Source organism: Streptomyces sp. V4I8 (assembly GCF_041261225.1).
Classification (GTDB): Bacteria; Actinomycetota; Actinomycetes; order Streptomycetales; family Streptomycetaceae; genus Streptomyces.
In genome coordinates, this window is record NZ_JBGCCN010000001.1 from 683,408 (window position 1) to 703,505 (window position 20,098).

Genomic DNA, 20,098 nt, shown 5'->3' on the forward strand with positions numbered 1-20,098 from the left:
ACGCGGCAGAACCGATGCCCACTGCCAGGCCTCACCCCCGCAGGCGGCTACTACTACGAACGCCGTGCCAGCTGCTACCGCAACCTCGGCTTCCCCACTCGATCGGGTCGTCGGCACGGCCCGCCTGGCCTGGCCGTTACGCCGCGCACCGGCTGCGCCGCCCGGTGGAGCTTGCCGAGTCCCTCGACCGGGCGGGGCTGTCCGCGAAGGACGCATCGGCGTTCAAGCCGCGCGACGTACGCGGCCTGGTGCGCGCGACGCGCGGACGCAGGCGTGGCACGCTGACCGACGATCAGCTGCCGGAGCTCGTCGACATGGTGCTCGAGCCGGAGAGCAGGCCGCTGGTGACGTATCTGGGGTACGCGGTTCGCCGGGCATGAGCCACGCTCCCGGTCCCGGACCGGCCATCCCGGGCGCACCCCGAAATGGCGTCGGCATTTACCCAGCCGGGCCTTGCCGTGAGCTCGTCACACGATCCTTTTTTTGGGGGCGTGCTGGTCGGCCGTGACCAGGCCGGCGATTCCGCCGTTCGTGAGGTGTGGGGAACGTGAGGTGTGGGGAATCGGCCGTGGATCGTGGATGCCGAACTGTGGGCGCTGATCGAGGCGTTGCTGCCGCCCTGGCCGCGGCACCGAGACCGAAGCCGACGGATGACCGCCTGTGACAACAGGGCATCTCGCGTGTGCTCCCCAACGACGTCAGCCGGCAACCACAGCCGCTGGAGCTGGGGTTCGGCTCCGGGCAGACCCGCCGGCGCCGACTCGGATGTGGCACGAGTCCAGCGTCTTCGAGAAGCTGCACCGCCTCTGGCTCACCGAGCCGCACGCGGCCGACGAACTGGACGGGCGGGTCCTGCACTGCGGTCCTAAAGGCTGCCCCAGGGACGCATCGCGCTGTCCCAGCGGCTGCCAGCCCAGAACGGTGGGCGCGTACTTCGCCGCCGAACAGCCACTGCTCCACGTCGGTGGATCCCGGTCGCAGTCAGCGCCCTCGCGGTAGGTCAGCCGGGTGAGCGAAGGACATGGCAGCCGTCGTGCACCGCTTCCCTCCCTCGCCGTGGAACGGCAACGCTGAAAGAGCTCACTCAGTGTCAGTCGGCGCCGGGCGCCGGCTTCCTCGGAGTCCTCGCCGGCGTCGTCACCGGTCCGCTCGCCGCGGCTCGGCAGTTCGCCTGAGCGGCCGAGCGCCCGCGATTCGTGCGACAAAGCCCCACAAAGGGTTTCTACGGTGTGCTATCGGAAGGCGCGGGTGATGCACGATGGCTGCAGGACAACAGGGTGACGCGGACAAGACGCCCACCGCGGCTGTCACGGCCGCCCGAGCGGGGGACATCGCCGCCGCCCGCCTCAAGGAACGCATCTACGCGGCCCTTTCCCTGACCGCCGTCATCGTCGCGCTTGCCGAGACCGACCACCCTGAACACCTCGAATCGGCCCTGACCGTAGCCGTCACGGCACTCGGGATCTGGCTCGCCACCCTGGTTGCTGACGAACAGTCCCACCGCGCGCTGACCAGACGCAGCGCCACCCTTCAGGAGATCCGCACCACTCTTTACGTTTCCAGTCCGCTGCTGCTCACCGCAGCGGGCCCGCTGGTGCTTGTCGGGATCTCCGCTCTCGGCGCCCTGGAGCTGGACACCGCCCTGCTGATCAGCGCAGGCGTAGAGGTAGCCACCTTGTTCCTGTGGGGCTGGCGAACAGGCCTACGCATAGGAAACGGCCCTCTGAGCGCCCTGCTCTCGGGCCTCGTGGACACCCTGATCGGCATTGCCGTCGTCGCCGTGAAACTCCTCGCCGGCCATTGAGGCATCGGGTGCATGCCGAGCAGGAACAGCCCCCGGCGGAGTGGGGAAAGCGGAGCAGCGTTGCGAACGGCACTCACGCCATCGTGTAGATCCGCCTACCCGGTGGCCGCGTGTGACGGCGCGAGCTGAGAGCGCCGTGCACGTGGGTCACCCCTGGAATGGGTGCTGATGGGAGGTCGTGGGCATGCAGCCGGGCGGGCCGACTCGCGGACATGCATGGGGGGCACGTGCGTGCCGTCCTCCGGTCAGGCCATGAGGACGTGAGCTGAGCGGACGTGACCGTGCCGTGTGGAGCGCGTGCGCGATCCGCGGCGTGGTCGTCTGCCGTGTGCCCCACCCGCGCGGAAGAAGGACCGCCGCTCCACCAGCTGGGCGCCCCGCTCCCCGGACACGGGCTCTGGGACGTACCCGAAGCCGGCCGGGAGTGAGGGCAGACCGAGCGTGGCGAACGCCTCGTCGAGGTGCTGCCGTGGATCACCGGTACCGCGCAGTACCGCGGTGAGGGGTCGGTGGTCCGTCATGCCGTAGGCAGCCGCCAACGCGGTCGCCCGGTCCTGTGCCTCCTCCTGCGTCGGCATCTCGGCGGGGTCGGCCCACCAGGCGTGAGCGGTCACCAGACGGCCGTCGCGGTACAGGTGGAGGGTGTAGTCAGCGCCCTCCTCGGCCGCCACCAGGACCGGCGTTCGACGGGCCGACGACGGCCGCGCTGGTGCGGAGCCGCCGAAGTACGGTTCCGGCGGGCGGCATGGGCGCGGACCCTCAGAATCGGCGAACTCCCCCGTCACAAGCCGGAGGTATCGCTCAAGGCATTGTGCTGCCCGGCCCCCTGTGCTTAAGGTCACCCCGTTTGTCGAATCGATTCGATTGATTCGACAAAGCCGACGGGACGCCATGCGGGCCGGGTGGAGGTGGAGATGACCACGATCAAGGACGTCGCCGAGCGGGCAGGCGTCGCACCGAGCACCGTTTCGTACGTCCTGAGCGGGTCGCGCAAGATCTCCGAGGACACCCGGCTCGCGGTGCAGGCCGCGATCGACGAGCTCGGGTACCACCCGCGCGCGAGTGCCCGTACGCTGCGCAGCGCACGGACCCGAGTGCTCGCGCTGGCCGCGCCGCGCGTGCCCGGGGCGTACCGGGCGATCGACGGGCGGTTCGCGATCGACGTCACCGACGCCGCCCGTGTGCACGGGTACGACGTGCTGCTGATGACGGACAGCGACGGCGTCGGCGGGCTGCGCCGGGTGGCCGGAAGCAGGCTCGCGGACGCCGCGGTGCTGATGGCGGTCGAGGACCGCGACCCCCGTGTCGAGGTCCTGCGCGAACTGGGCTTCCCCGGGGCGCTGCTCGGTCACGACGATCACGCGGCGCTGCCCTGGACCGATCTCGACTGGGAGGCCGCTGTCGCCCTCGCCGTGCGCGAGACAGCCGCAGCCGGGCACCGGCGGATCCTCTTCCTCTCGTCGGCCGAGCACGAGGTCGCCGCACGCCGCGGCTATGCCCTGCACGGTCTCGACGGCGCCCGGCGAGCGGCCACCGAGACCGGGGCCGAGGTACGCGTGATGCCGTCCCACCGCGACCCGGACGTCCTGGTGCGGCGGCTGAGCGAGGCGCTGACGGCGCGGCCCGTCCCGACCGCGCTGGTCGTCCAGCACCTGATCCTCCTCCCCCGCCTGCTGGACGCGGTGGCGGCGGCCGGGTTGCGGGTCCCTCACGATCTGACCGTCGTGCTCGTCGGCAGCCTCCCGGACGAGCTGGGCATCCGGCATCTGCCGCGGATCGATCTGCCCGTCGCGGAGATGTCCACGGCGGTGGCCCGGCTCGCCATCGACGCGATCGGCTCCGGCCGCGACGACCGGCCACCGTCCTCTCAGGAGCCCGGCGCGGCACCTGCCTCGAGCATGCCCTCCGACGCGCCGCACCACCTGATCCAGCCGCGGATGGCCGGGCCCGCCGTCGCCCCGCCGTCGCCCGGCTGACCACTCGGACCGCCCGTACGGCACGGCCGTCGACGTCCCATCGCCGGACCACCGCATGTCCAGAGCCGCACATGTAACGGAGGACCAACCTTGCCGTTCATAGCAGGACGCATCAGAACGAGAGGTGGACGCGTTCCCGCGCTCGCCGCCACCCTTGCCTGTGCCCTCGTCGCGCCAGGGCTGACCGGCTGTGCCGCGGAGCCCGACCCGGGCACTGTCACCGTGCTCAACTCGGCGACCGACACCGCCGAGCACACCGCCAACCAGCGGTTCTTCGACCGCTGCAGCAAGCCGCTCGGCCTGACGGTCGAGCAGATCAGCGTGCCCGCCGACCAGATCGCCTCCAAGGCGCTTCGGATGGCGTCGTCCGACTCGCTCACCGACATCCTGGAGCTCGACGGGTCGGAGCTGCCCCAGTTCGCGCAGACAGAGGGCCTGCGGCCGCTCGACGAGGTCGGGGTCGACACCTCCGGCCTCTCCGCGAGCGCGAAATCCCTCGGCTCGTACAACGGCACCCAGTACGGCATCGCCCGTTCCGTCAATTCCCTCGCGTTGATCTACAACACCAAGCTCCTCAAGGACGCGGGCATCACCCCGCCCACCACCTGGGAGGAGCTGCGCGTCGCCGCGAAGAAGCTGACCGCGGGCGACACCTACGGCATGGCCTTCAGCGCGAGCCCGAACGCGGACGGCGTCTACCAGTTCCTTCCGTTCTTCTGGTCCGCCGGCGGTGACGAGGCCAAGATCGACAATGGCAAGGGCGAGGGCGCTCTCCAGCTCTGGAAGGACCTGGTCGGGGACGGCTCCGCCTCCAGGTCCGTCGTCAACTGGAACCAGCAGGACGTCAACGACCAGTTCGTCGCGGGCCGCGCCGCCATGATGATCAATGGGCCTTGGCAGGTGCCGGTCCTCAATGCCCAGAAGAAGGTGGACTGGGCGGTCGCGAGCATTCCGGTGCCCGAGGCGGGCAAACCGGCGGTGCCGCCCATCGGTGGCACCGTCATGGCCGTACCGAGGAACGACGAGGACCCGGCCCGCGAGAAGAACGCGGGCAAGGTCCTGAACTGCCTCAACTCCGAGGAGAACCAGCTCCAATGGGGTGAATCGGTCAACAACGTGCCCACCCGCGCCACCGCCGCACAGGCGTACGCGCAGCAGAACCCGCAGCTGGCCGCCTTCGCCGAGCTCGTCACCACCGCCCGCTCCCGTACCGCGAAGGTCGGCACCGGCTGGCCGGTCGTCGGCGACGCGCTCGCGGGCGCCTTCCAGTCCGTGCTGACGGGCCGGACCAGTCCCGAACAGGCCCTGCACCGGGCCCAGCAGCAGGCTTCGGCGGGGAAGTGAGGAACCGGCCATGACCACCATCACCTCCCCTGCTCCCGCCACGGGCGCCGCCGAAGCGAAGTCCGCAGGCAGCCGTGCTCCGCTGCGCCACGGGCTGCTGCGCTGGCTCTTCGTCGCTCCCGCGCTCGCCTACATGGCGCTCTTCTTCGGCTACCCGCTGGTCCGCAACATCGTGATGAGCTTCCAGCACTACACGCCGAAGACGTACTTCACCGGCGAGGCCCCGTTCAACGGCCTCGACAACTGGCGGGCCGTCTTCGCCGACGAGCTGTTCACCGACGCCTTGTGGCACACGGCCCTGTTCACCGTGGGCTCGCTGCTCGGCCAGTTCACCATCGGCCTGGCCCTCGCCGTCTTCTTCTCCCGCCGCTTCCGGCTCTCCGGCTTGGTGCGCGCCGTCCTGCTGCTGCCGTGGCTCGTGCCCATGGTCGTCTCCGCCGTCGTCTGGCGGCGCATCCTCGACCAGGACCACGGCATGCTGAACACCGCCCTCCACGCGGTCGGCCTGGTCCCGCAGGACGGCGTGCCGTGGCTGAGCAGTCCCGGCGTGGCCCTCCTGTCGGCGATCCTGGTCAACATCTGGATCGGCATCCCGTTCAACATGGTCATCCTCTACGGCGGCCTCCAGGAGATCCCGCGCGACCTGTACGAGGCCGCGTCGCTCGACGGCTCCGGCCCATGGCGGACGTTCCGCAGCATCACGCTGCCGATGCTGCGCCCGGTGATCACCGTCGTGCTCGTGCTGGGCTTCATGTCGACGGTGAAGATCCTCGACCTGATCCTGGCGCTGACCTCGGGCGGGCCCGCGGATTCCACACAGACGCTGGGCACGGTCACCTACCAGCTCTCCTTCCTTCAACTCGACTTCGGCCAGGGCGCCGTGGTGGGCAATGTCCTGATCCTCATCAGCGCGGTCTTCGCCGTGCTGTACCTGCGGGCCAACCGCGCCGACTTCGGCAAGGGGAAGTGACCGACGATGAACCGACCGATGAAACGACCGGCGAGCCTTCCGCGCGTTCGTTCGGTGTGGAACACCGCCGCCGCGCTGCTGATCCTCGCCGTGCTGCTCTTCCCCGTGTACTGGATGCTGAACACCGCCCTCCAGCCCGAGTCGAGCATCGCCGCCACCGAGTGGTTCCCCGTCTCACCGTCCCTGAAGAACTTCGACACGGCGATCAGCACCCAGGGCGGGTCGCTGCTCACCAGCTTCGTCGTCGCACTCGGCGCCGTCGTCGTCTGTCTCGCGCTCGCGGCGCCCGCCGCCTACGGGCTCGCCCAGTTCGGGCTCCGCGGCGGCCAGGGCATCGTCTTCGCGACGCTCATCACGCAGATGGTTCCGGGCATCGTCATCGCCAACGCCCTCTACAGCGCCTATGCGCAGCTCGACCTCGTCAATTCCTATCTGGGGCTGATCCTGGCGGACGCCTCGCTCGGTCTGCCGTTCGCGGTCGTGCTGCTGCGGGCGTTCATGGTGTCGATCCCGAGCGAGGTCGTCGAGGCCGCGATGGTGGACGGGGCGAACCGCTTCACCGCGTTCGTGCGCATCGTGCTGCCCATGAGCCGCAACGCCCTGATCACGGCGGGACTGTTCACCTTCCTCTTCGCCTGGTCGGACTTCATGTTCGCGCTCACCCTTAACACCACGGACGACGTCAAGCCCGTCACGCTGGGCATCTACCAGTTCGTCGGCGCGCATGTCAGCGACTGGGGGGCGGTCATGGCGACCGCGGTGCTCTCCGCCGTACCGGCCGCGGTCCTGCTCGTCGTCGCCCAGAAGTACATCGCCGCCGGGATCACCGGCGGGTCGGTCAAGTAGGCGCTCCTCCCAGTGAGTTTCTCCGAGTCCACCGAGATCCCCGAGCTCCCCGCCGCCTTCTTCTTCGGTGCCGCCACGGCCGGTTACCAGATCGAGGGCGCGTACGACGAGGACGGCAGAGGCCCGGACATCTGGGACCAGCCGCCCCGCTCCGGCCCCGCCGACGCGGCGGGGCTCGACTTCTACGACCGTCTCGTCGACGAGCTGCCGGCCTCCGGCGTCTCGCCCGCCGCCACCCTCTACCACTGGGACCTCCCTCAGACCCTGGAGGACCGGGGCGGCTCGCGGGTACGTGAGACGGCGGAGCGGTTCGCCGAGTACGCCGGGCGGTCGCCGCCCGCCTCGGCGACCGGGTGGACCGCTGGATCACGCTCAACGAGCCCTTCCGCAGCAGCTTCGTCGGCCACGCGGCGGGCGAGCTCGCCGCCGCACACCATCTGCTCGTCGGCCACGGTCTGGCTGTGCACGCGCTGCGCGCGGCGGGGCGGGGGAGGTCGGGATCATCCTCGACTTTCCCCGACGACCCGGCCTGCCACACCCTCGACCGGCAGTACATGCTCGGCGACGATCTGCTCGTCGCCCCCCCGTGTTCTCGGCCCACGGCGTCGTGGACTACTACGTCCCGGACGGCACCTGGACGCATGTGCTGTCGGGCGAACAGGTCCAGGGGCCCGGCCGGCGGCGCGGGCGGTACGGGTACGACAGCCTGCCACTGCTCGCCCGGCCCGGCTCTGTCGTCCCGTACGGCGTGAGCGACGACGCGGCGGAGTACGACTGGGTGCGCGGGGTGACACTGCGGGTCCACGCGCCCGTCACGGTGCGACGGTCGTGACACGGATCCCGCCCCCTTCCGCCCGGGGCCGTACGGCGGCTGCCTTCCGGACGACTCGCGACGGCGACACGGTCACGGTCGAGGCGGAGGGCGTACCGGGGCTGTGGCAGGTGCTGCTGGTCGGAGCGCAGGCGGAACCCGGCGACAGCGGATCGCCGGCGTCGGCCGAGCGGACCGCGCTCGGCGCTCTGCTCGCCGTACCCGCGGGGACGGCCCAGGTCACGGCACTTCTCATCGGGAGCTGACACAGCTCACCGGGGGCGGACGCGGACTCACAAAGGCCACGCCGGAGGCGCTCAGCGCCCGGCTTGTCGCGGGTGACCTGGACATCGGGCCGACCCCGGTCGTCGAATCTGTGCCAAGCAGGACCAGCTCCGGGCGGACGGCCCGCACCTGGGCGGCCGGTCTCGCTGTCGTCCGTGCCCGGGCGCAGATGCTGTCAAGGGGCAGGGCACCTTGCAGGCCCGCGGGAGACACAGAAGGCGCCGTGCAGCTCACGCACGGTTCGGGCTCAGGACGCGTGCCTCAGGGCGCGCAGCGCGGCGCCGCCAGTCAGCTCTCCCCGATGTCGGGGAGAGCTGACGGCGGATCGGCGGCTTCGAGGTCCCCAGCAAGGGAGTCCCCCGGGTTGGTGAGCCGGCTCGTCGTGAACGGCAACGGGTGCGGGTGGCTCGAAGGCTGGTGTTCTCGGTGCCCGTATCGGCACGATCCGCTCATCGTGCGTGTGGAACTTGCCAGCCGTGACTCAGGTTGCCGATGCCCGTATCCTCATCAATGCCAGGTATTTCTGCAAAAAGCGGTCTTTATGACACGAGTGAGGCGAAGCGTGCGTCGGTCCGACGGCGAACCGATGCTGGCGGGGCGTGCGACAGCAGGCACAGGACCCGCCCGCTTTCGTGAGCTGTTTCTCCAGGGTGAGGCCGTCGAGGCGGGTGTACGACCCTCGATCCTGAATTCCTGGCAGCGCTCTCGCGCCCTGGGCTTGTCTCCGGATCAGTCCGACCTTCCCTTCAGGGAAGATTTCGAACCCGACGGCCGGATCCTCGATGCCGCCGTTCCTGTTCTCGACCGCCTCCGGTCCCGGTTCGACGGCAGCGAGATGAACATCTCCGTCGCCGATGCCGGCGGAACGGTTCTCCTGCGCCGTTTCGGCAAGGCGTCGCTGGCGAGGAGCCTCCCGGCGATCCAGAGCGTTCCGGGGTTCGTGTTCAGCGAGCAGTCCGCCGGTACCAACGGGATCGGTCTCGCCCTGGCGGAGCGGCAGCCCATCAGGGTCTACGGAGCCGAGCACTTCGCCGAGCGTTCCCAGAACAGCGCCTGCAGGGCACTGCCGCTGCGCGACCCTCTCAGCGGGCGCATCGAGGGGGTCCTGTGCTTCGGGTACCCGCGCAGCGCCGAGGACCCGTCGCTGGACACCGTGATACGCAAGGCGGCGGAGGCCATCGAGCGGCGCCTGCTGCGGCAGAGTTCCGCGCGTGAGCGCGCTCTGCTGGGGGCCTACCTGGAGGCCGGGGCGCAGGCTTCCGCCGGACTGCGCCACAGCGTCGAAGTGGACCGACTGGCTTCGGAGCTGCGCCCGCAGGACCGGGCGATCCTCATGGAGAAGGCCGCCGAGCTGATCACCCACGGGCAGCGGGCCGCCGTCGATGTGTCCCTGCCCGGCGGTCGGCAGATCACGCTCGTGAGCCGTCCGGTGACAGGCACCTCGGGAGTGGAGGGATACGCCGTCGAAGCCGTGCTCCCCGCCTCCTCGCCACGCGACGCCCGCACCGTCCCCCACCAGGTCCATGAACCACTGGGCATCTCCATGGTGTCTGCCGTCGCCCCTGTCATCCCGCTGTCCGGGGCCCTCACCGTCGGCGCGGTGCCCGGGGGGCTCTCCTCCGTACCGCCGTCCGGACTCCAGCCCGAAGCGGCACCCGGCCAGGCCGCCGTGCACGGCGACGGTGGTCCGGCCGCCGATGTCGTCGACGCGACGGGCGGCCACCACGACTCCCCGCCTCCCGCGAGAGGGCTCGTACTGGTGGGGGAACCGCACGTGGGGACGTATGCCCTGGCGGCGCGGCGCCGGCTCGAGCTGTTGTCCGAGGCGGGCGCCCGCATAGGTACCACCCTGGACGTACGCCGCACCGCCCACGAACTCGCTCAGACAGCGGTGCCGCGGCTGGCGGACTTCGTCACCATCGACCTGCCCGAGGCCGTACTGCGTGGCGAGGAGTCCGCCCATCCCCGCAATGACCTGCGGCGAACGGTGGTCCACGGTATCCGTGACGACTGCCCCTTCAGCCCGGTCGGCCAGCAGGTCGAGTACGGACCGACCACACCGCAGCTGCGGTCCCTGACGAGCGGGCAGGCGGTCCTGGAGCCGGACCTGAAGGCCGCCGCGGGCTGGCTCCCCGAGGACCCCGAGCTCTCCGAGCAGTTGCTGAGTCAGGTTCACTCCCTGATCGCCGTGCCCTTGCTCGCCCGCGGTGCCGTACTGGGCCTCGTCGGCTTCTACCGCAGTGCGCAGTCCTCCCCCTTCGAGGACGACGACCGCTCGCTGGCCCAGGAACTCGCCGCCCGCGCCGCGCTGTCCATCGACAACGCCCGACGCTATACGCGCGAACGGACCATGTCTCTGGCCCTCCAGCGCAACCTGCTCCCGCACGGCCTGCCCGACCAGGACGCCGTCGACGTCGCCCATCGCTACCTGCCCGCCGAATCCGACGTCGGCGGCGACTGGTACGACGTCATACCGCTTTCCGGCGCCCGTATCGGCCTCTTCGTCGGCGACGTCGTCGGCCACGGCATGCTGTCCGCCGCCACCATGGGCCGGCTGCGGACCGCCGCACGCAGCTTCGCCGAGCTCGACTTCTCTCCGGACGAGGTCCTCACCCACCTCGACAACCTCGTGGGACGCCTGGACCGGGAGGACCCCGCCTCGGACGGCGCCGGCATCATCGGCGCGACCTGCCTGTACGCCATCTACGACCCGACCTCGCAGCAGTGCACCATGGCCCGCGCCGGCCATCCCCCACCCGCGTTGGCCCACCCTGACGGCAGGGTGTTCTTCCCGGAGCTGCCCCCCGGGCCCCCTCTCGGCCTCGGGCACCTGCCCTTCGAGGCCGTCGAGGTCCATCTCCCCGAAGGAAGCCAACTGGTGCTCTACACCGACGGACTCATCGAGGACCGGAACCGAGACGTCGACGTGGTCCTCGACAAGCTGCGCGGGACCCTGGCCCACCTGGAGCGCACACCGGAGGAGACGTGTCAGGTGATCCTGGACACCGTCGCGCCCGCCGGTCCCTGCGACGACATCGCCCTGCTCGTCGCCCGCACCCACGCCTTCGACCCCCAGCGCATCGCCACCTGGGACCTGCCCGCCGACCCTGCCCTCGTCAGCGAAGTCCGCGCATCGGCCATGCGCCGGCTGGCCGACTGGGGGCTCGACGAGGCCGCTTTCGCCGCGGAACTGATGCTCAGCGAGCTGGTGACCAACGCCATCCGCCATGGTTCCGGGCCCATCCGGGTACGGCTGCTCCACGACCGCACCCTGATCTGCGAGGTCTCTGACACCAGCGACACCGCGCCCCACCTGCGCCGGGCTGCCACCACCGACGAGGGCGGCCGCGGTCTCTTCCTCGTCGCGCAGCTCTCACAGAGCTGGGGGACGCGCTACACCCCGGAGGGCAAGGTCATCTGGGCCGAATGCGGCCTGCACGGCGGGTGAGGAGACGGCTGACCCGTTGGAGTCACAAAGAGGTACAAACGTCTGAGATGTAGATATAAGTGCCGCTAGTATCGCTCGTGACAGTCGGGAAGACCCGCCAGGCCGATCACCGGGAATGGCCGTGGAACCTCTGGTCCGTGTCCGTGGGCTCGCCAAGCGGTTCGGCGGGACCATCGCGCTGGCCGGGGTCGACCTCGATGTCCACGCAGGCAGCGTCCTCGCCCTCCTGGGTCCCAACGGAGCCGGAAAGTCCACCCTGATCAAAGTGCTCGCCGGCGTCCACCACGCCGACGCGGGGCAGATCACGGTGGACGGGTACCCGCTCGGGAGCCCTGACGCTTCCGGCAGCATGTCCTTCATCCACCAGGACCTCGGTCTGGTGGAGTGGATGTCGGTCGCTGAGAACATCGCCCTGAGCACCGGGTATGCGCGCCGCGCCGGACTGATCTCCTGGCGGCGGACACGGGAGCGGTGCACCGAGGCCCTGCGGGCCGTCGCCGGACATCTCGACCCGGACGCACCGATCACCGCGCTCACCCCGGCCGAGCGTTCCCTGGTCGCCATCGCGCGAGCTCTGGCGGCACGGGCGAGGCTCATCGTCCTCGACGAGCCGACGGCGCGCCTGCCCGCCGCGGACGGCGCCCGGCTGTTCCGCGTCCTGCACACTCTGCGCGCCCGTGGCCACGGCATCCTCTACGTCACCCACCGCCTGGACGAGGTGTACGAGGTCGCCGACACCTTTGCCGTCCTGCGCGACGGCCGACTCATCAGCCGCGGCTCGCTGGCGGGCCACAGCCCGGCCCGCCTCGTGCACGACATCATCGGCGAGGAACCGGCCGATCATCGCCCCGCCCCGACGCCCGCCGACGGGCCGGCCGTGCTCGCTCTGGACGGCGTACGGACCGCCGGAACGGGACCGGTCAGCCTGGAGCTGCGGGCGGGGGAAGTGCTGGGCCTGGTGGGACTCACGGGTGCGGGACACATGGAACTGGGCCGCGCCCTTGCGGGTGCCCGGCCCCTCCTCGAGGGACGGGCCCTGCTCGGTGGACGCCCATACCGTCCCCGTGCGGTGGCCGAAGCCGTCGGACTCGGAGTTGCGCTCGTGCCGGGCGACCGACAACTGGAGGGCTGCCTCGGCGAGTTGACGGTGCGGGAGAACTTTCTGGCCAACCCCCGCGCAGGCGGCCTGCCGACGCTGCGCTGGATCGGTCCGCGCCGGGAACGCCAAGAGGCCGCGACACTGATCGAAAAGTTCGCGGTGCGTCCCCGCGACAGCGAGGCCGCGATCACCACCCTGTCCGGTGGTAACCAGCAGAAGGTCATCATCGGCCGGTGGCTCCGGGTGGGCCTGCGCCTGCTGATCCTGGAGGAGCCCACAGCGAGTGTGGACATCGGCGCCAAGGCCGCGATTCACCGTCTGCTCGACGAGGCGCTGGCCGCCGGTCTCACGGTCCTCCTCATCTCCAGCGACTTCGAGGAGGTCGCTGGAGTATGCCGACGTGCCCTGGTCTTCGTCCGCGGCTCCGTGACGGCGGAGCTGAGCGGCCCGTCCCTCACCGTCGCCGGGCTCACCCGAGCGGCTTCGACCCTGCCTCCCGCCGAAACAGCGGCGAACCGGTGACCGCCTCGCCCTCCCCCGCCGCACCCCGGCGGCCGCGGCCTCGTCGCCCGGACCGGCCGCGCCGCGCCGCCCGACTGCGCGGCACGAGCGGACATGTCGTCGGCGCCTACGGCCTTCTGGCCCTGACCGCCCTGCTCTTCCTCGTCTTCTCCCTCACCCTGCCGCGGACCTTCCCCACCCTCGGCACCGTCGACTCGATCCTGTCCACCCAGTCGATCCCGGCGGTGCTCGCCCTCGCCGCCATGGTCCCCATCGTGACCGGCGCGTTCGACCTCTCCATCGGCTACGGCCTCGGCCTGGCGCACGTCATGGTGATGCAACTCGTCGTCCATGCCGGGTGGCCCTGGCCACTCGCCTGCCTCACGGTGATCGTCGGAGGGTGCGTCGTCGGCGTCCTCAACGGTGTCATCGTCGAGTTCGGCCGGATCGACTCGTTCATCGCCACCCTCGGGACCGGCAGCATGATGTACGCCGTGACCGGCCGGATCACCGACGGCGGCAGGATCGTCCCCGGTCCGCAGGGCCTTCCGGCCGCCTTCACCGACATCTACAACTCCACGTTCCTCGGGCTTCCGGTCCCCGCCTTCTACGTGCTCGTGCTCGCGGCCGCCCTCTGGCTGGTGCTGGAGCGGCTGCCGCTCGGCCGGTACCTGTACGTCGTCGGCTCGAACCCGCGCGCCGCGGACCTGCTCGGCATCCCGGTCCGGAAGTACACCGTGTACGCCTTCGCCACGTCGGGACTGCTCGTCGGCTTCGCCGGAGTGCTGCTCGCGGCCCAGCAGCAGATCGGCAATCCGAGCGTCGGCCTCGACTATCTGCTGCCCGCCTTCGTCGGCGCCCTCCTCGGCTCCACCGCGATCAAGCCGGGGCGCCCCAACGCCATAGGCACCTTGGTGGCCGTGGCCGTCCTCGCCGTCGGTCTCACCGGAATCGGCCAGATGGGCGCCGACTTCTGGACGGTCCCGCTGTTCCACGGCGGGACCCTGCTCCTCGCCGTCGGCCTCGCCGGCTACGCCGCGCGCCGCCGCCTGCGCACCGGCGCCACCACGGCCCGAGACTCGCCCACCACGACGACAGAACCGTCGTCCCCCCCGACACAGGACGGCGGCACGGGGGGCGGCACCCCCTGACCCACGTCCGCGCACACCCCCCGGCCGCACCTTCTCAGCGCATCCCTCCGCGAGGAGCCACCGTGCACCGCAATCTCAAAGCCACCCCCGGCACGCGCAAGGCCAGGGCCGCTGCCGCTGCCCTGGTGGCAGCGGCAACCGTCCTGGCCGGCTGTGAACGCGGCTCGTCCAGCGGGCAGGGGGACTCCACCACCGCCCCGAGCGGCTGCCCCGCGGTCCACGCGAGGGCTCAGGCCGCCGTAAGCCAGGCGGAGCAGACCGACGTCCCTTGGAACGGACCGGCCAGCGGCCCGAGGGCGGTCTCCGGAAAGAGCATCGTCTACGTCGCGCAGACCATGACCAACCCCGGAGTCGCGGGTACCGCCAACGGCTTGCGGAACGCCGCGCGGGTCATCGGCTGGAACGTCAGGGTCATCGACGGCGGCGGCACACCCGCAGGCATTCAGGCAGCGATGAGCGAGGCCGTGACCCTCCGGCCGTCGGGCATCGTCATCGGCGGCTTCGACCCCGACTCGACCTCGCAGCAGGTGGCGCGGGCGAACACGGCCCGCATCCCGCTCATCGGCTGGCACGCGGTCGCTTCCCCGGGTCCCAGCCGGCGTCCCCAGCTCTTCACCAACGTCACCACCAACGTCCAGGACGTGGCCAGAGTCAGCGCGCAGTGGGTGATCTCCCAGTCCAACGGCAATGCCGGCGTCGTCATTTTCACCGATGCCTCGATCCCGTTCGCCAGGAACAAGTCGGAGCTCATCAGGAAGGAACTCGCCACCTGCTCGGGTGTGAAGCTGCTGGCGTACGAGAACATCCCGATCCCGGACGCGGGCAGCCGCACGCCCCGGGAGGTCTCCTCGCTCCTTTCCCGCTTCCAGGACAGGTGGACCCACTCGATCGCCATCAACGACCTGTACTTCGCCGATGCCGCACCGGCCTTCCGCGCAGCCGACAGAAAGGGGTCCGGTCCGCCCTTCAACATCGGCGCCGGAGACGGCGACCCCTCTGCCTTCCAGCGCATCAACAGCGCGCAATACCAAGCGGCCACCGTGCCCGAACCGCTGTCCCTGCAGGGCTGGCAGATCATCGACGAGTTCAACCGCGCCTTCTCCGGCCGTCCGGCCAGCGGGTACGTGGCCCCGATCCACGTCAGCACAGCAGGCAACACGGACGGCGCCACGACGTGGGACCCGTCGGGCTACCAGGAGGCGTACCGGAAGATCTGGGACAGGTAGGCGACTCGGTTGGCGTGTGTCACGGTGACGGGCCGCAGCCTGCGGCGACCGGCGGCGAGGACGCGGGCGTGTCGACAACCGTGTGTCCCGCTCGGTCCACGAGAACAGGCCGCCGGGTGCAGAGCCGGTCCTCAGCCGCCGCCCTGTTCCGCCCTCCGGTCCGGCCACCCGGGCGGTCTCCCGGAGACGTGCGCTGCCCCGGCACCACTCGTGGAAGTGGCTCGGCTGGTCCACAGTGGACAGATAACTGCCAGCCGATTTCACGAGTCTGCGCCCCGGACCGAAGCCCGTCCCGCTGCGAGTGATCATGCTCGCCGCCTCCAGCGGAGCGCTGAGCGCCACATGACTGATTCCCCGCCTCTCCTCTCCGAGCCCGACAACGGACCCCGCATCTCGCGCGAGGAGTTCGACCGGCTCTTCGAGACTCTCAAGACCTGGGGACGCTGGGCCCCCGCGGACCGGGGTGCCTGGAATCGGGTGACCGCCGAGCACGTCCAGCGAGCCGCCGCACTGGTGCGCACCGGGGTCGTCGTCCCGATGGCCTTGCCGTGGAACACGGTGCCCGGCCCGGACAACGGCAGGCCGGCCCTGCACTACATGTCCGACCTCGGCGACGTCGAGGCCCCCGAGCCGACCTGCCACAAAGACTTCATCGCCGTCGATTACCACGGCAAGGGCGTCAGCCACCTCGACGCGCTCTCCCACATCGCCTATCAGGGGCAGTTGTACGACGGACATACCGCTGCCGAGGTCGTCGACGCCAAGGGCGCGCACTTCGGCGCCGTCTCCTCGCTCGGCCCCCTGGTGACCAAGGGCGTCCTGGTCGACATGCCCGCCGTCCTCGGCACCGACTGGCTGGAGCCCGGCAAGGCCGTGCACGCCGACGACGTCCTCGCCTCCGAGAAGGCGCTCGGGGTGACGATCGGCGACGGGGACGCGGTGCTGCTGCGCTCGGGCCACTTCCGCCGCCGCAGGGAGCTCGGTGCCTGGAACCCGGACGACGCCAGCGCCGGCTTCCACGTGGACGTCATGCCGCTGCTGGCCGGGCGGGGGATCGCCCTGCTCGGCGGCGACGGCGACAGCGATGTGCGGCCCTCCCCGGTCGAAGGGGTGTCCTCCCCCGTGCACGCGCTCGCCATCACCGCCATGGGCGTGCCGCTGCTGGACAACCTCGACCTCGAGGCGCTCTCAGGGGCTTGCTCGCAGGCCGGCCGCTACGAATTCATGATGACCGTGGCTCCGCTGAACGTCCCCGGCGGCACGGGCTCGCCCGTCAGCCCGGTGGCGGTGCTGTGACGGGGCGCGGTGACAACACTGGCGGGCGAAAGACGGGTGATCACGGTCCCTGGCTCTCACCGGCGCGTCCGTCGCCTGGCTGACCCAGCCGCGCCCCCACCAAGCGCGCGCAGGGCGAGACGCCCCAGGACGACACGGCGCAGGGCGGCGGGCGGACGGGCCCCGAGGTCGGCGCCGGGGGCGGCGGTCACGCGCAGCACGGGGCCGTGGAGGAAGCCTGCTGCCACCGGGACCGCATCATCGGTCCAAAGCAGGACGGCCGCGTCGTCGAACCGCGGATACCACCCCACGTCGCCGGGACGGAGGCCGCCGCCCGGTGCATCCGCCGGCGTCCACTCGCACAGCGCGCGCAGCGCCGGGCCGGTTTCGGCAGGGGTCAGGCGGTGCCGCGCGAGTGACAACACGGACGGCAGACCAGCCGGCACGCCACGGTGTCATGAAGGCATTTGACCAGCTGTCCAACCGCTCGACCGCCTCGGCCGTGGCCGTGCCCGGGGCATGGGTGACCGGCTGGATCGCCGACGGCACACCGACCGCGCGGCGAACGGCAGCGAACACCCTGGCTTTACGCGGGGTGCCGCGGGCGGTGGCGTACGCGGGCCAGGACCAGCACCGTGTCGTCGCCGGGCGGGCCGGTGAGCAGCGCGGACAGCATCCGGTCCGCCGTCTCCTCCAGCCCGTGCGTCGCGCCGCTCAGTACGGCACGGGCCACGGCGAGCCCCTCGTCGATGTCCCGCCCTCGCGATTCGACCAGGCCGTCGGTGTACAGGGCGAGAACGGCACCGTCGGGCAGGGCGATCTCGGTGGTGCCGAAGGGGTGCCCACCCACGCCGAGCGGGATCCCGAGCACCTCGCCGACGGTCTCGACCCGGCCGCCCGGATGCAGGACGAGCGGCGGGGGGTGCCCGGCGCAGGCGATGCGCGCACGGCCCGCGCCAGGGTCGTACACGATGTACAGACACGTCGCGAACTCGATACCGGCCTCCTGGGCGCACGCGTCCAACTCGGCGAGCAGAGCGGACGGTTCGGGGTCGCTCCTGGCCAGGGCCTTCGCCGTGATCCGCAGCCTGCCCATGGCCGCCGCCGCAGGCACGCCGTGGCCCATCACGTCGCCCACGACCAGGGCGACGCGGTGGCCGGGCAGGCTGGTCACGTCGTACCAGTCGCCGCCGACCACGGTGACGTGGCTGCCCGGCACGTAACGGTGGGCGACCTCGACGTAGGGGCTGGTCGCGAGGTGTGTGGGCAGCAGGGCCCGCTGGAGGGTGAGGGCGATGTCCTGGACCCTGCTGTACAGGCGTGCGTTGTCCAGGCAGAGCGCTGCGCGGGAGGACAACTCCGCGGCGAGGCGCAGGTCCTGCTCGGTGAACGGCGGTCGGGCAGCCGAACGGCCGAACATCGTGAGTCCCTGGATCGTTCCCCGGGCGATCAGCGGCGCGATGAGGATGCAGGCCAGGCCGCTGTCGATGAGGATACGGGCGCGTTCCTGGTGCACGACGGTGCTGGTCACGAAGTCCGCGTTCACGGGAACGGCGATCGGGCGGCCGGTCCGAAACATCTTGTGGATGCTGGAGCCGGGCGGGTAGTGAACCGTATCCAGCCCGCTGACCAGTTCCTCGGCCGGCGGCGGCAGCACCGTTCGGGAGGCGATCCGGTGGGTGAGCAACGGCAACTGCGGGTCGAACACCTCGGGTTCGTCCATCCAGTCCACGACCTCCACCACGGCGGCGTCGGCAAAGTCCGGGATCACGGCGTCGACGAGTTCGCCCGCCGTCACCTTCACGTCCAGGGTGGTGCCGATCCGGGCGGTGGCCCGGTCCAGCAGCGCGAATCGCTCGCGTGAGTCCGCGGCCTCCACGAGAGCCTGCTCCCGGTCGGTGACGTCGACCATGAGTCCGCCCACACCGGGCCGCGAGCCGACCGCCTGGCTGAGCGGAAACAGGCTCACCGACCTGACCTGGTCGCGTCCGGTGCCTCGGACGCTGATGAGGCGGCCGACGATCGGGCGGCCCTCCTCGGCCACTCCGCGCAGCAGCCGCTCGAGGCCGGCACCGTCGGAGGAGGTCATCACGTCCGTCATACGGCGGCCGATGTGGTCCTCGACGGGGAGGCCGTCCATGTCGGCGAGCGCCTGATTCAGGTGCACATACCGCAGCTCCTGGTCCAGCATGACCAGGCCGATCGGACAGGTCTCGAAGAGGGCGTCGAGGAAGGCGAGGTTGGTCTTGACCCGGTCGAGTTCCGCACTCGGGCTCGCCAGGACCATGACCACCGTGCGGCCCTGGTCACCGGCGACGGCGAAGGCCCGGAAGCCGCAGTCGAAGACCCTTCCGCCCCGGTGCCGTACCGGCAGCCGCCCCCGCCAGTAGCCCAGGGTGCGTCCCTGGTCGGCCAGGTACGCGCCCGCACCCGCGTCGTCAGCGCCGTTGCCGGGACCACCGGGGGCCGGGAAGAGGAGACTTACCGGCTCGGTGAGGGCATCGTCTCCGTAGCCGAAGAGGTCTCTCGCGCCGGGACCCCAGAAACAGATGCGGTCGCGGTCGTCGACGCCGATGACGGCCACGGACACGCGCTCCAGCAGCGTCCCGGGCTCGGAGCGCAGCCACTCCCGGGCCTTCTGACTTCCCGACCGGTCTGGAGACATCCGAACGCCCTCGACATGGCTGGACCGCTTTGTCTCATTGTGCGCCGTCCGGGGCCGGCCTGCGGCCTGCCGTGGGCGCCGTGCGCAGGCGCACAGGTGCGGTCGGTCCGTGCAGGTGGAGCCCCCGCCCCCGACCTGGCGTCGGGGACGCGGTACGGCCGCGCACAAGGAATCGACGGCCCGCGGCCGCGGCGTCCCCACAGCCGTACAAGAGCTCCTCGGCGCCAGCGGGACGGCAGGACGGCCGGGGCCGGCCGTTGCGGGTCCAGGTCACCGGCGGCGCGATCATCGCAGGCGATCAGCCGCAGCGGTGGCGAGCGACCCGTACGCGGCCTCACGCGTCACCGGTTCGCGGTCACACGCCAGTCCGTCGCGTCCACCGCGCGTACCGACCCCCGAGCCCGCCCAGCCGCGGCTCCCCCTCCCCCCGGGGGGGCCGTCGGCGAGTCCACCGGAACCCGGCACATCGCGAACGCGGACACGCGGCCCGAACCAACCCCCCGTCGTCGAGCCGACGTCGACCGTAGGCGTCGGCACAGCACAGGTCGGCGGCAGGGCCGACCGGACCGGCCTGGCAAGCTGCCGGCCAGGCCCTGTGATGCTCGATCCTGCTCGGAACTCCTTTCTATCGAGCACATATTGACATGCACCCGCGAAGCCCGCAGAGTCATGCCCCGACAGTCCCGACAGTGTCCCG

17 protein-coding genes and 2 pseudogenes are annotated in these 20,098 nt (G+C 71.0%); 15 read left to right on the plus strand and 4 right to left on the minus strand.

Going from position 1 to position 20,098, the window contains the following annotated elements; all coding sequences use genetic code 11:
• Nucleotides 1-164: 164 nt before the first annotated feature.
• A complete protein-coding gene (locus ABIE67_RS03260) occupies nucleotides 165-380 on the plus strand; it encodes a hypothetical protein (protein WP_370252869.1) in 216 nt (71 codons plus the stop codon).
• Between the two features lie 878 nt (nucleotides 381-1,258).
• Nucleotides 1,259-1,804 carry a hypothetical protein gene (locus tag ABIE67_RS03265; protein WP_370252871.1) on the plus strand — a complete coding sequence of 182 codons (546 nt, stop codon included), beginning with the start codon at nucleotides 1,259-1,261 and terminating at the stop codon, nucleotides 1,802-1,804.
• A gap of 245 nt (nucleotides 1,805-2,049) precedes the next feature.
• Here ABIE67_RS03265 and ABIE67_RS03270 read toward each other — a convergent pair whose 3' ends face one another.
• On the minus strand, nucleotides 2,050-2,475 hold the full coding sequence (locus ABIE67_RS03270) for a hypothetical protein (RefSeq protein ID WP_370252873.1): 426 nt from the start codon (nucleotides 2,473-2,475) through the stop codon (nucleotides 2,050-2,052).
• A 243-nt stretch (nucleotides 2,476-2,718) separates the two neighbouring features.
• On the opposite strand from ABIE67_RS03270, the gene ABIE67_RS03275 reads away from it, so the two are divergent.
• The 5 genes and pseudogenes from ABIE67_RS03275 to ABIE67_RS03295 all read left to right on the plus strand — a co-directional run.
• Nucleotides 2,719-3,780: a LacI family DNA-binding transcriptional regulator gene (locus ABIE67_RS03275; protein ID WP_370252875.1), complete on the plus strand. Its 1,062-nt coding sequence runs from the start codon at nucleotides 2,719-2,721 to the stop codon at nucleotides 3,778-3,780.
• A 90-nt stretch (nucleotides 3,781-3,870) separates the two neighbouring features.
• A complete protein-coding gene (locus tag ABIE67_RS03280) occupies nucleotides 3,871-5,124 on the plus strand; it encodes a sugar ABC transporter substrate-binding protein (protein ID WP_370252877.1) in 1,254 nt (417 codons plus the stop codon).
• A gap of 10 nt (nucleotides 5,125-5,134) precedes the next feature.
• On the plus strand, nucleotides 5,135-6,094 hold the full coding sequence (locus ABIE67_RS03285; protein WP_370252879.1) for a carbohydrate ABC transporter permease: 960 nt from the start codon (nucleotides 5,135-5,137) through the stop codon (nucleotides 6,092-6,094).
• Between the two features lie 18 nt (nucleotides 6,095-6,112).
• Complete coding sequence (locus ABIE67_RS03290; protein ID WP_370252881.1) at nucleotides 6,113-6,940, plus strand: carbohydrate ABC transporter permease; 828 nt, start codon at nucleotides 6,113-6,115, stop codon at nucleotides 6,938-6,940.
• 12 nt (nucleotides 6,941-6,952) lie between these two features.
• Nucleotides 6,953-7,204, plus strand: a pseudogene (locus ABIE67_RS03295) (family 1 glycosylhydrolase); the annotation flags it as partial.
• Here the strand turns inward: ABIE67_RS03295 and ABIE67_RS03300 are convergent.
• Nucleotides 7,198-7,392: a hypothetical protein gene (locus ABIE67_RS03300; RefSeq protein ID WP_370269667.1), complete on the minus strand. Its 195-nt coding sequence runs from the start codon at nucleotides 7,390-7,392 to the stop codon at nucleotides 7,198-7,200. The pseudogene ABIE67_RS03295 and the gene ABIE67_RS03300 sit on opposite strands and share 7 nt — an antisense overlap.
• Nucleotides 7,393-7,401: 9 nt before the next feature.
• Between ABIE67_RS03300 and ABIE67_RS03305 the strand changes: the two are divergent.
• The 8 genes and pseudogenes from ABIE67_RS03305 to ABIE67_RS03340 form a co-directional block, all read left to right on the plus strand.
• A pseudogene (locus ABIE67_RS03305) lies at nucleotides 7,402-7,497 on the plus strand (hypothetical protein); the annotation flags it as partial.
• 29 nt (nucleotides 7,498-7,526) lie between these two features.
• On the plus strand, nucleotides 7,527-7,772 hold the full coding sequence (locus tag ABIE67_RS03310; protein ID WP_370269671.1) for a hypothetical protein: 246 nt from the start codon (nucleotides 7,527-7,529) through the stop codon (nucleotides 7,770-7,772).
• Nucleotides 7,769-8,017: a hypothetical protein gene (locus ABIE67_RS03315; RefSeq protein ID WP_370269675.1), complete on the plus strand. Its 249-nt coding sequence runs from the start codon at nucleotides 7,769-7,771 to the stop codon at nucleotides 8,015-8,017. The genes ABIE67_RS03310 and ABIE67_RS03315 overlap by 4 nt, the downstream gene beginning before the upstream one ends.
• Nucleotides 8,018-8,622: 605 nt before the next feature.
• On the plus strand, nucleotides 8,623-11,484 hold the full coding sequence (locus tag ABIE67_RS03320; RefSeq protein WP_370268119.1) for a SpoIIE family protein phosphatase: 2,862 nt from the start codon (nucleotides 8,623-8,625) through the stop codon (nucleotides 11,482-11,484).
• A 115-nt stretch (nucleotides 11,485-11,599) separates the two neighbouring features.
• Nucleotides 11,600-13,105 (plus strand): sugar ABC transporter ATP-binding protein, encoded by a 1,506-nt coding sequence (locus tag ABIE67_RS03325; protein WP_370252883.1) that lies wholly within the window; start codon nucleotides 11,600-11,602, stop codon nucleotides 13,103-13,105.
• On the plus strand, nucleotides 13,102-14,235 hold the full coding sequence (locus tag ABIE67_RS03330) for an ABC transporter permease (RefSeq protein WP_370252885.1): 1,134 nt from the start codon (nucleotides 13,102-13,104) through the stop codon (nucleotides 14,233-14,235). Before ABIE67_RS03325 ends, ABIE67_RS03330 begins: the two co-directional genes overlap by 4 nt.
• Nucleotides 14,236-14,297: 62 nt before the next feature.
• Complete coding sequence (locus tag ABIE67_RS03335) at nucleotides 14,298-15,461, plus strand: substrate-binding domain-containing protein (RefSeq protein WP_370252890.1); 1,164 nt, start codon at nucleotides 14,298-14,300, stop codon at nucleotides 15,459-15,461.
• A 342-nt stretch (nucleotides 15,462-15,803) separates the two neighbouring features.
• The gene (locus ABIE67_RS03340) at nucleotides 15,804-16,757 is read left to right on the plus strand and encodes a cyclase family protein (protein ID WP_370252893.1); all 954 of its coding nucleotides are present in this window, start codon (nucleotides 15,804-15,806) and stop codon (nucleotides 16,755-16,757) included.
• 56 nt (nucleotides 16,758-16,813) lie between these two features.
• On the opposite strand, the gene ABIE67_RS03345 is transcribed toward ABIE67_RS03340, so the two are convergent.
• Together ABIE67_RS03345 and ABIE67_RS03350 are read right to left on the minus strand one after the other, a co-directional pair.
• Nucleotides 16,814-17,161, minus strand: a complete 348-nt coding sequence (locus ABIE67_RS03345) for a hypothetical protein (RefSeq protein ID WP_370252895.1) — start codon at nucleotides 17,159-17,161, stop codon at nucleotides 16,814-16,816.
• A 161-nt stretch (nucleotides 17,162-17,322) separates the two neighbouring features.
• Nucleotides 17,323-19,401 (minus strand): SpoIIE family protein phosphatase, encoded by a 2,079-nt coding sequence (locus tag ABIE67_RS03350; protein WP_370252897.1) that lies wholly within the window; start codon nucleotides 19,399-19,401, stop codon nucleotides 17,323-17,325.
• Between the last annotated feature and the right edge of the window lie 697 nt (nucleotides 19,402-20,098).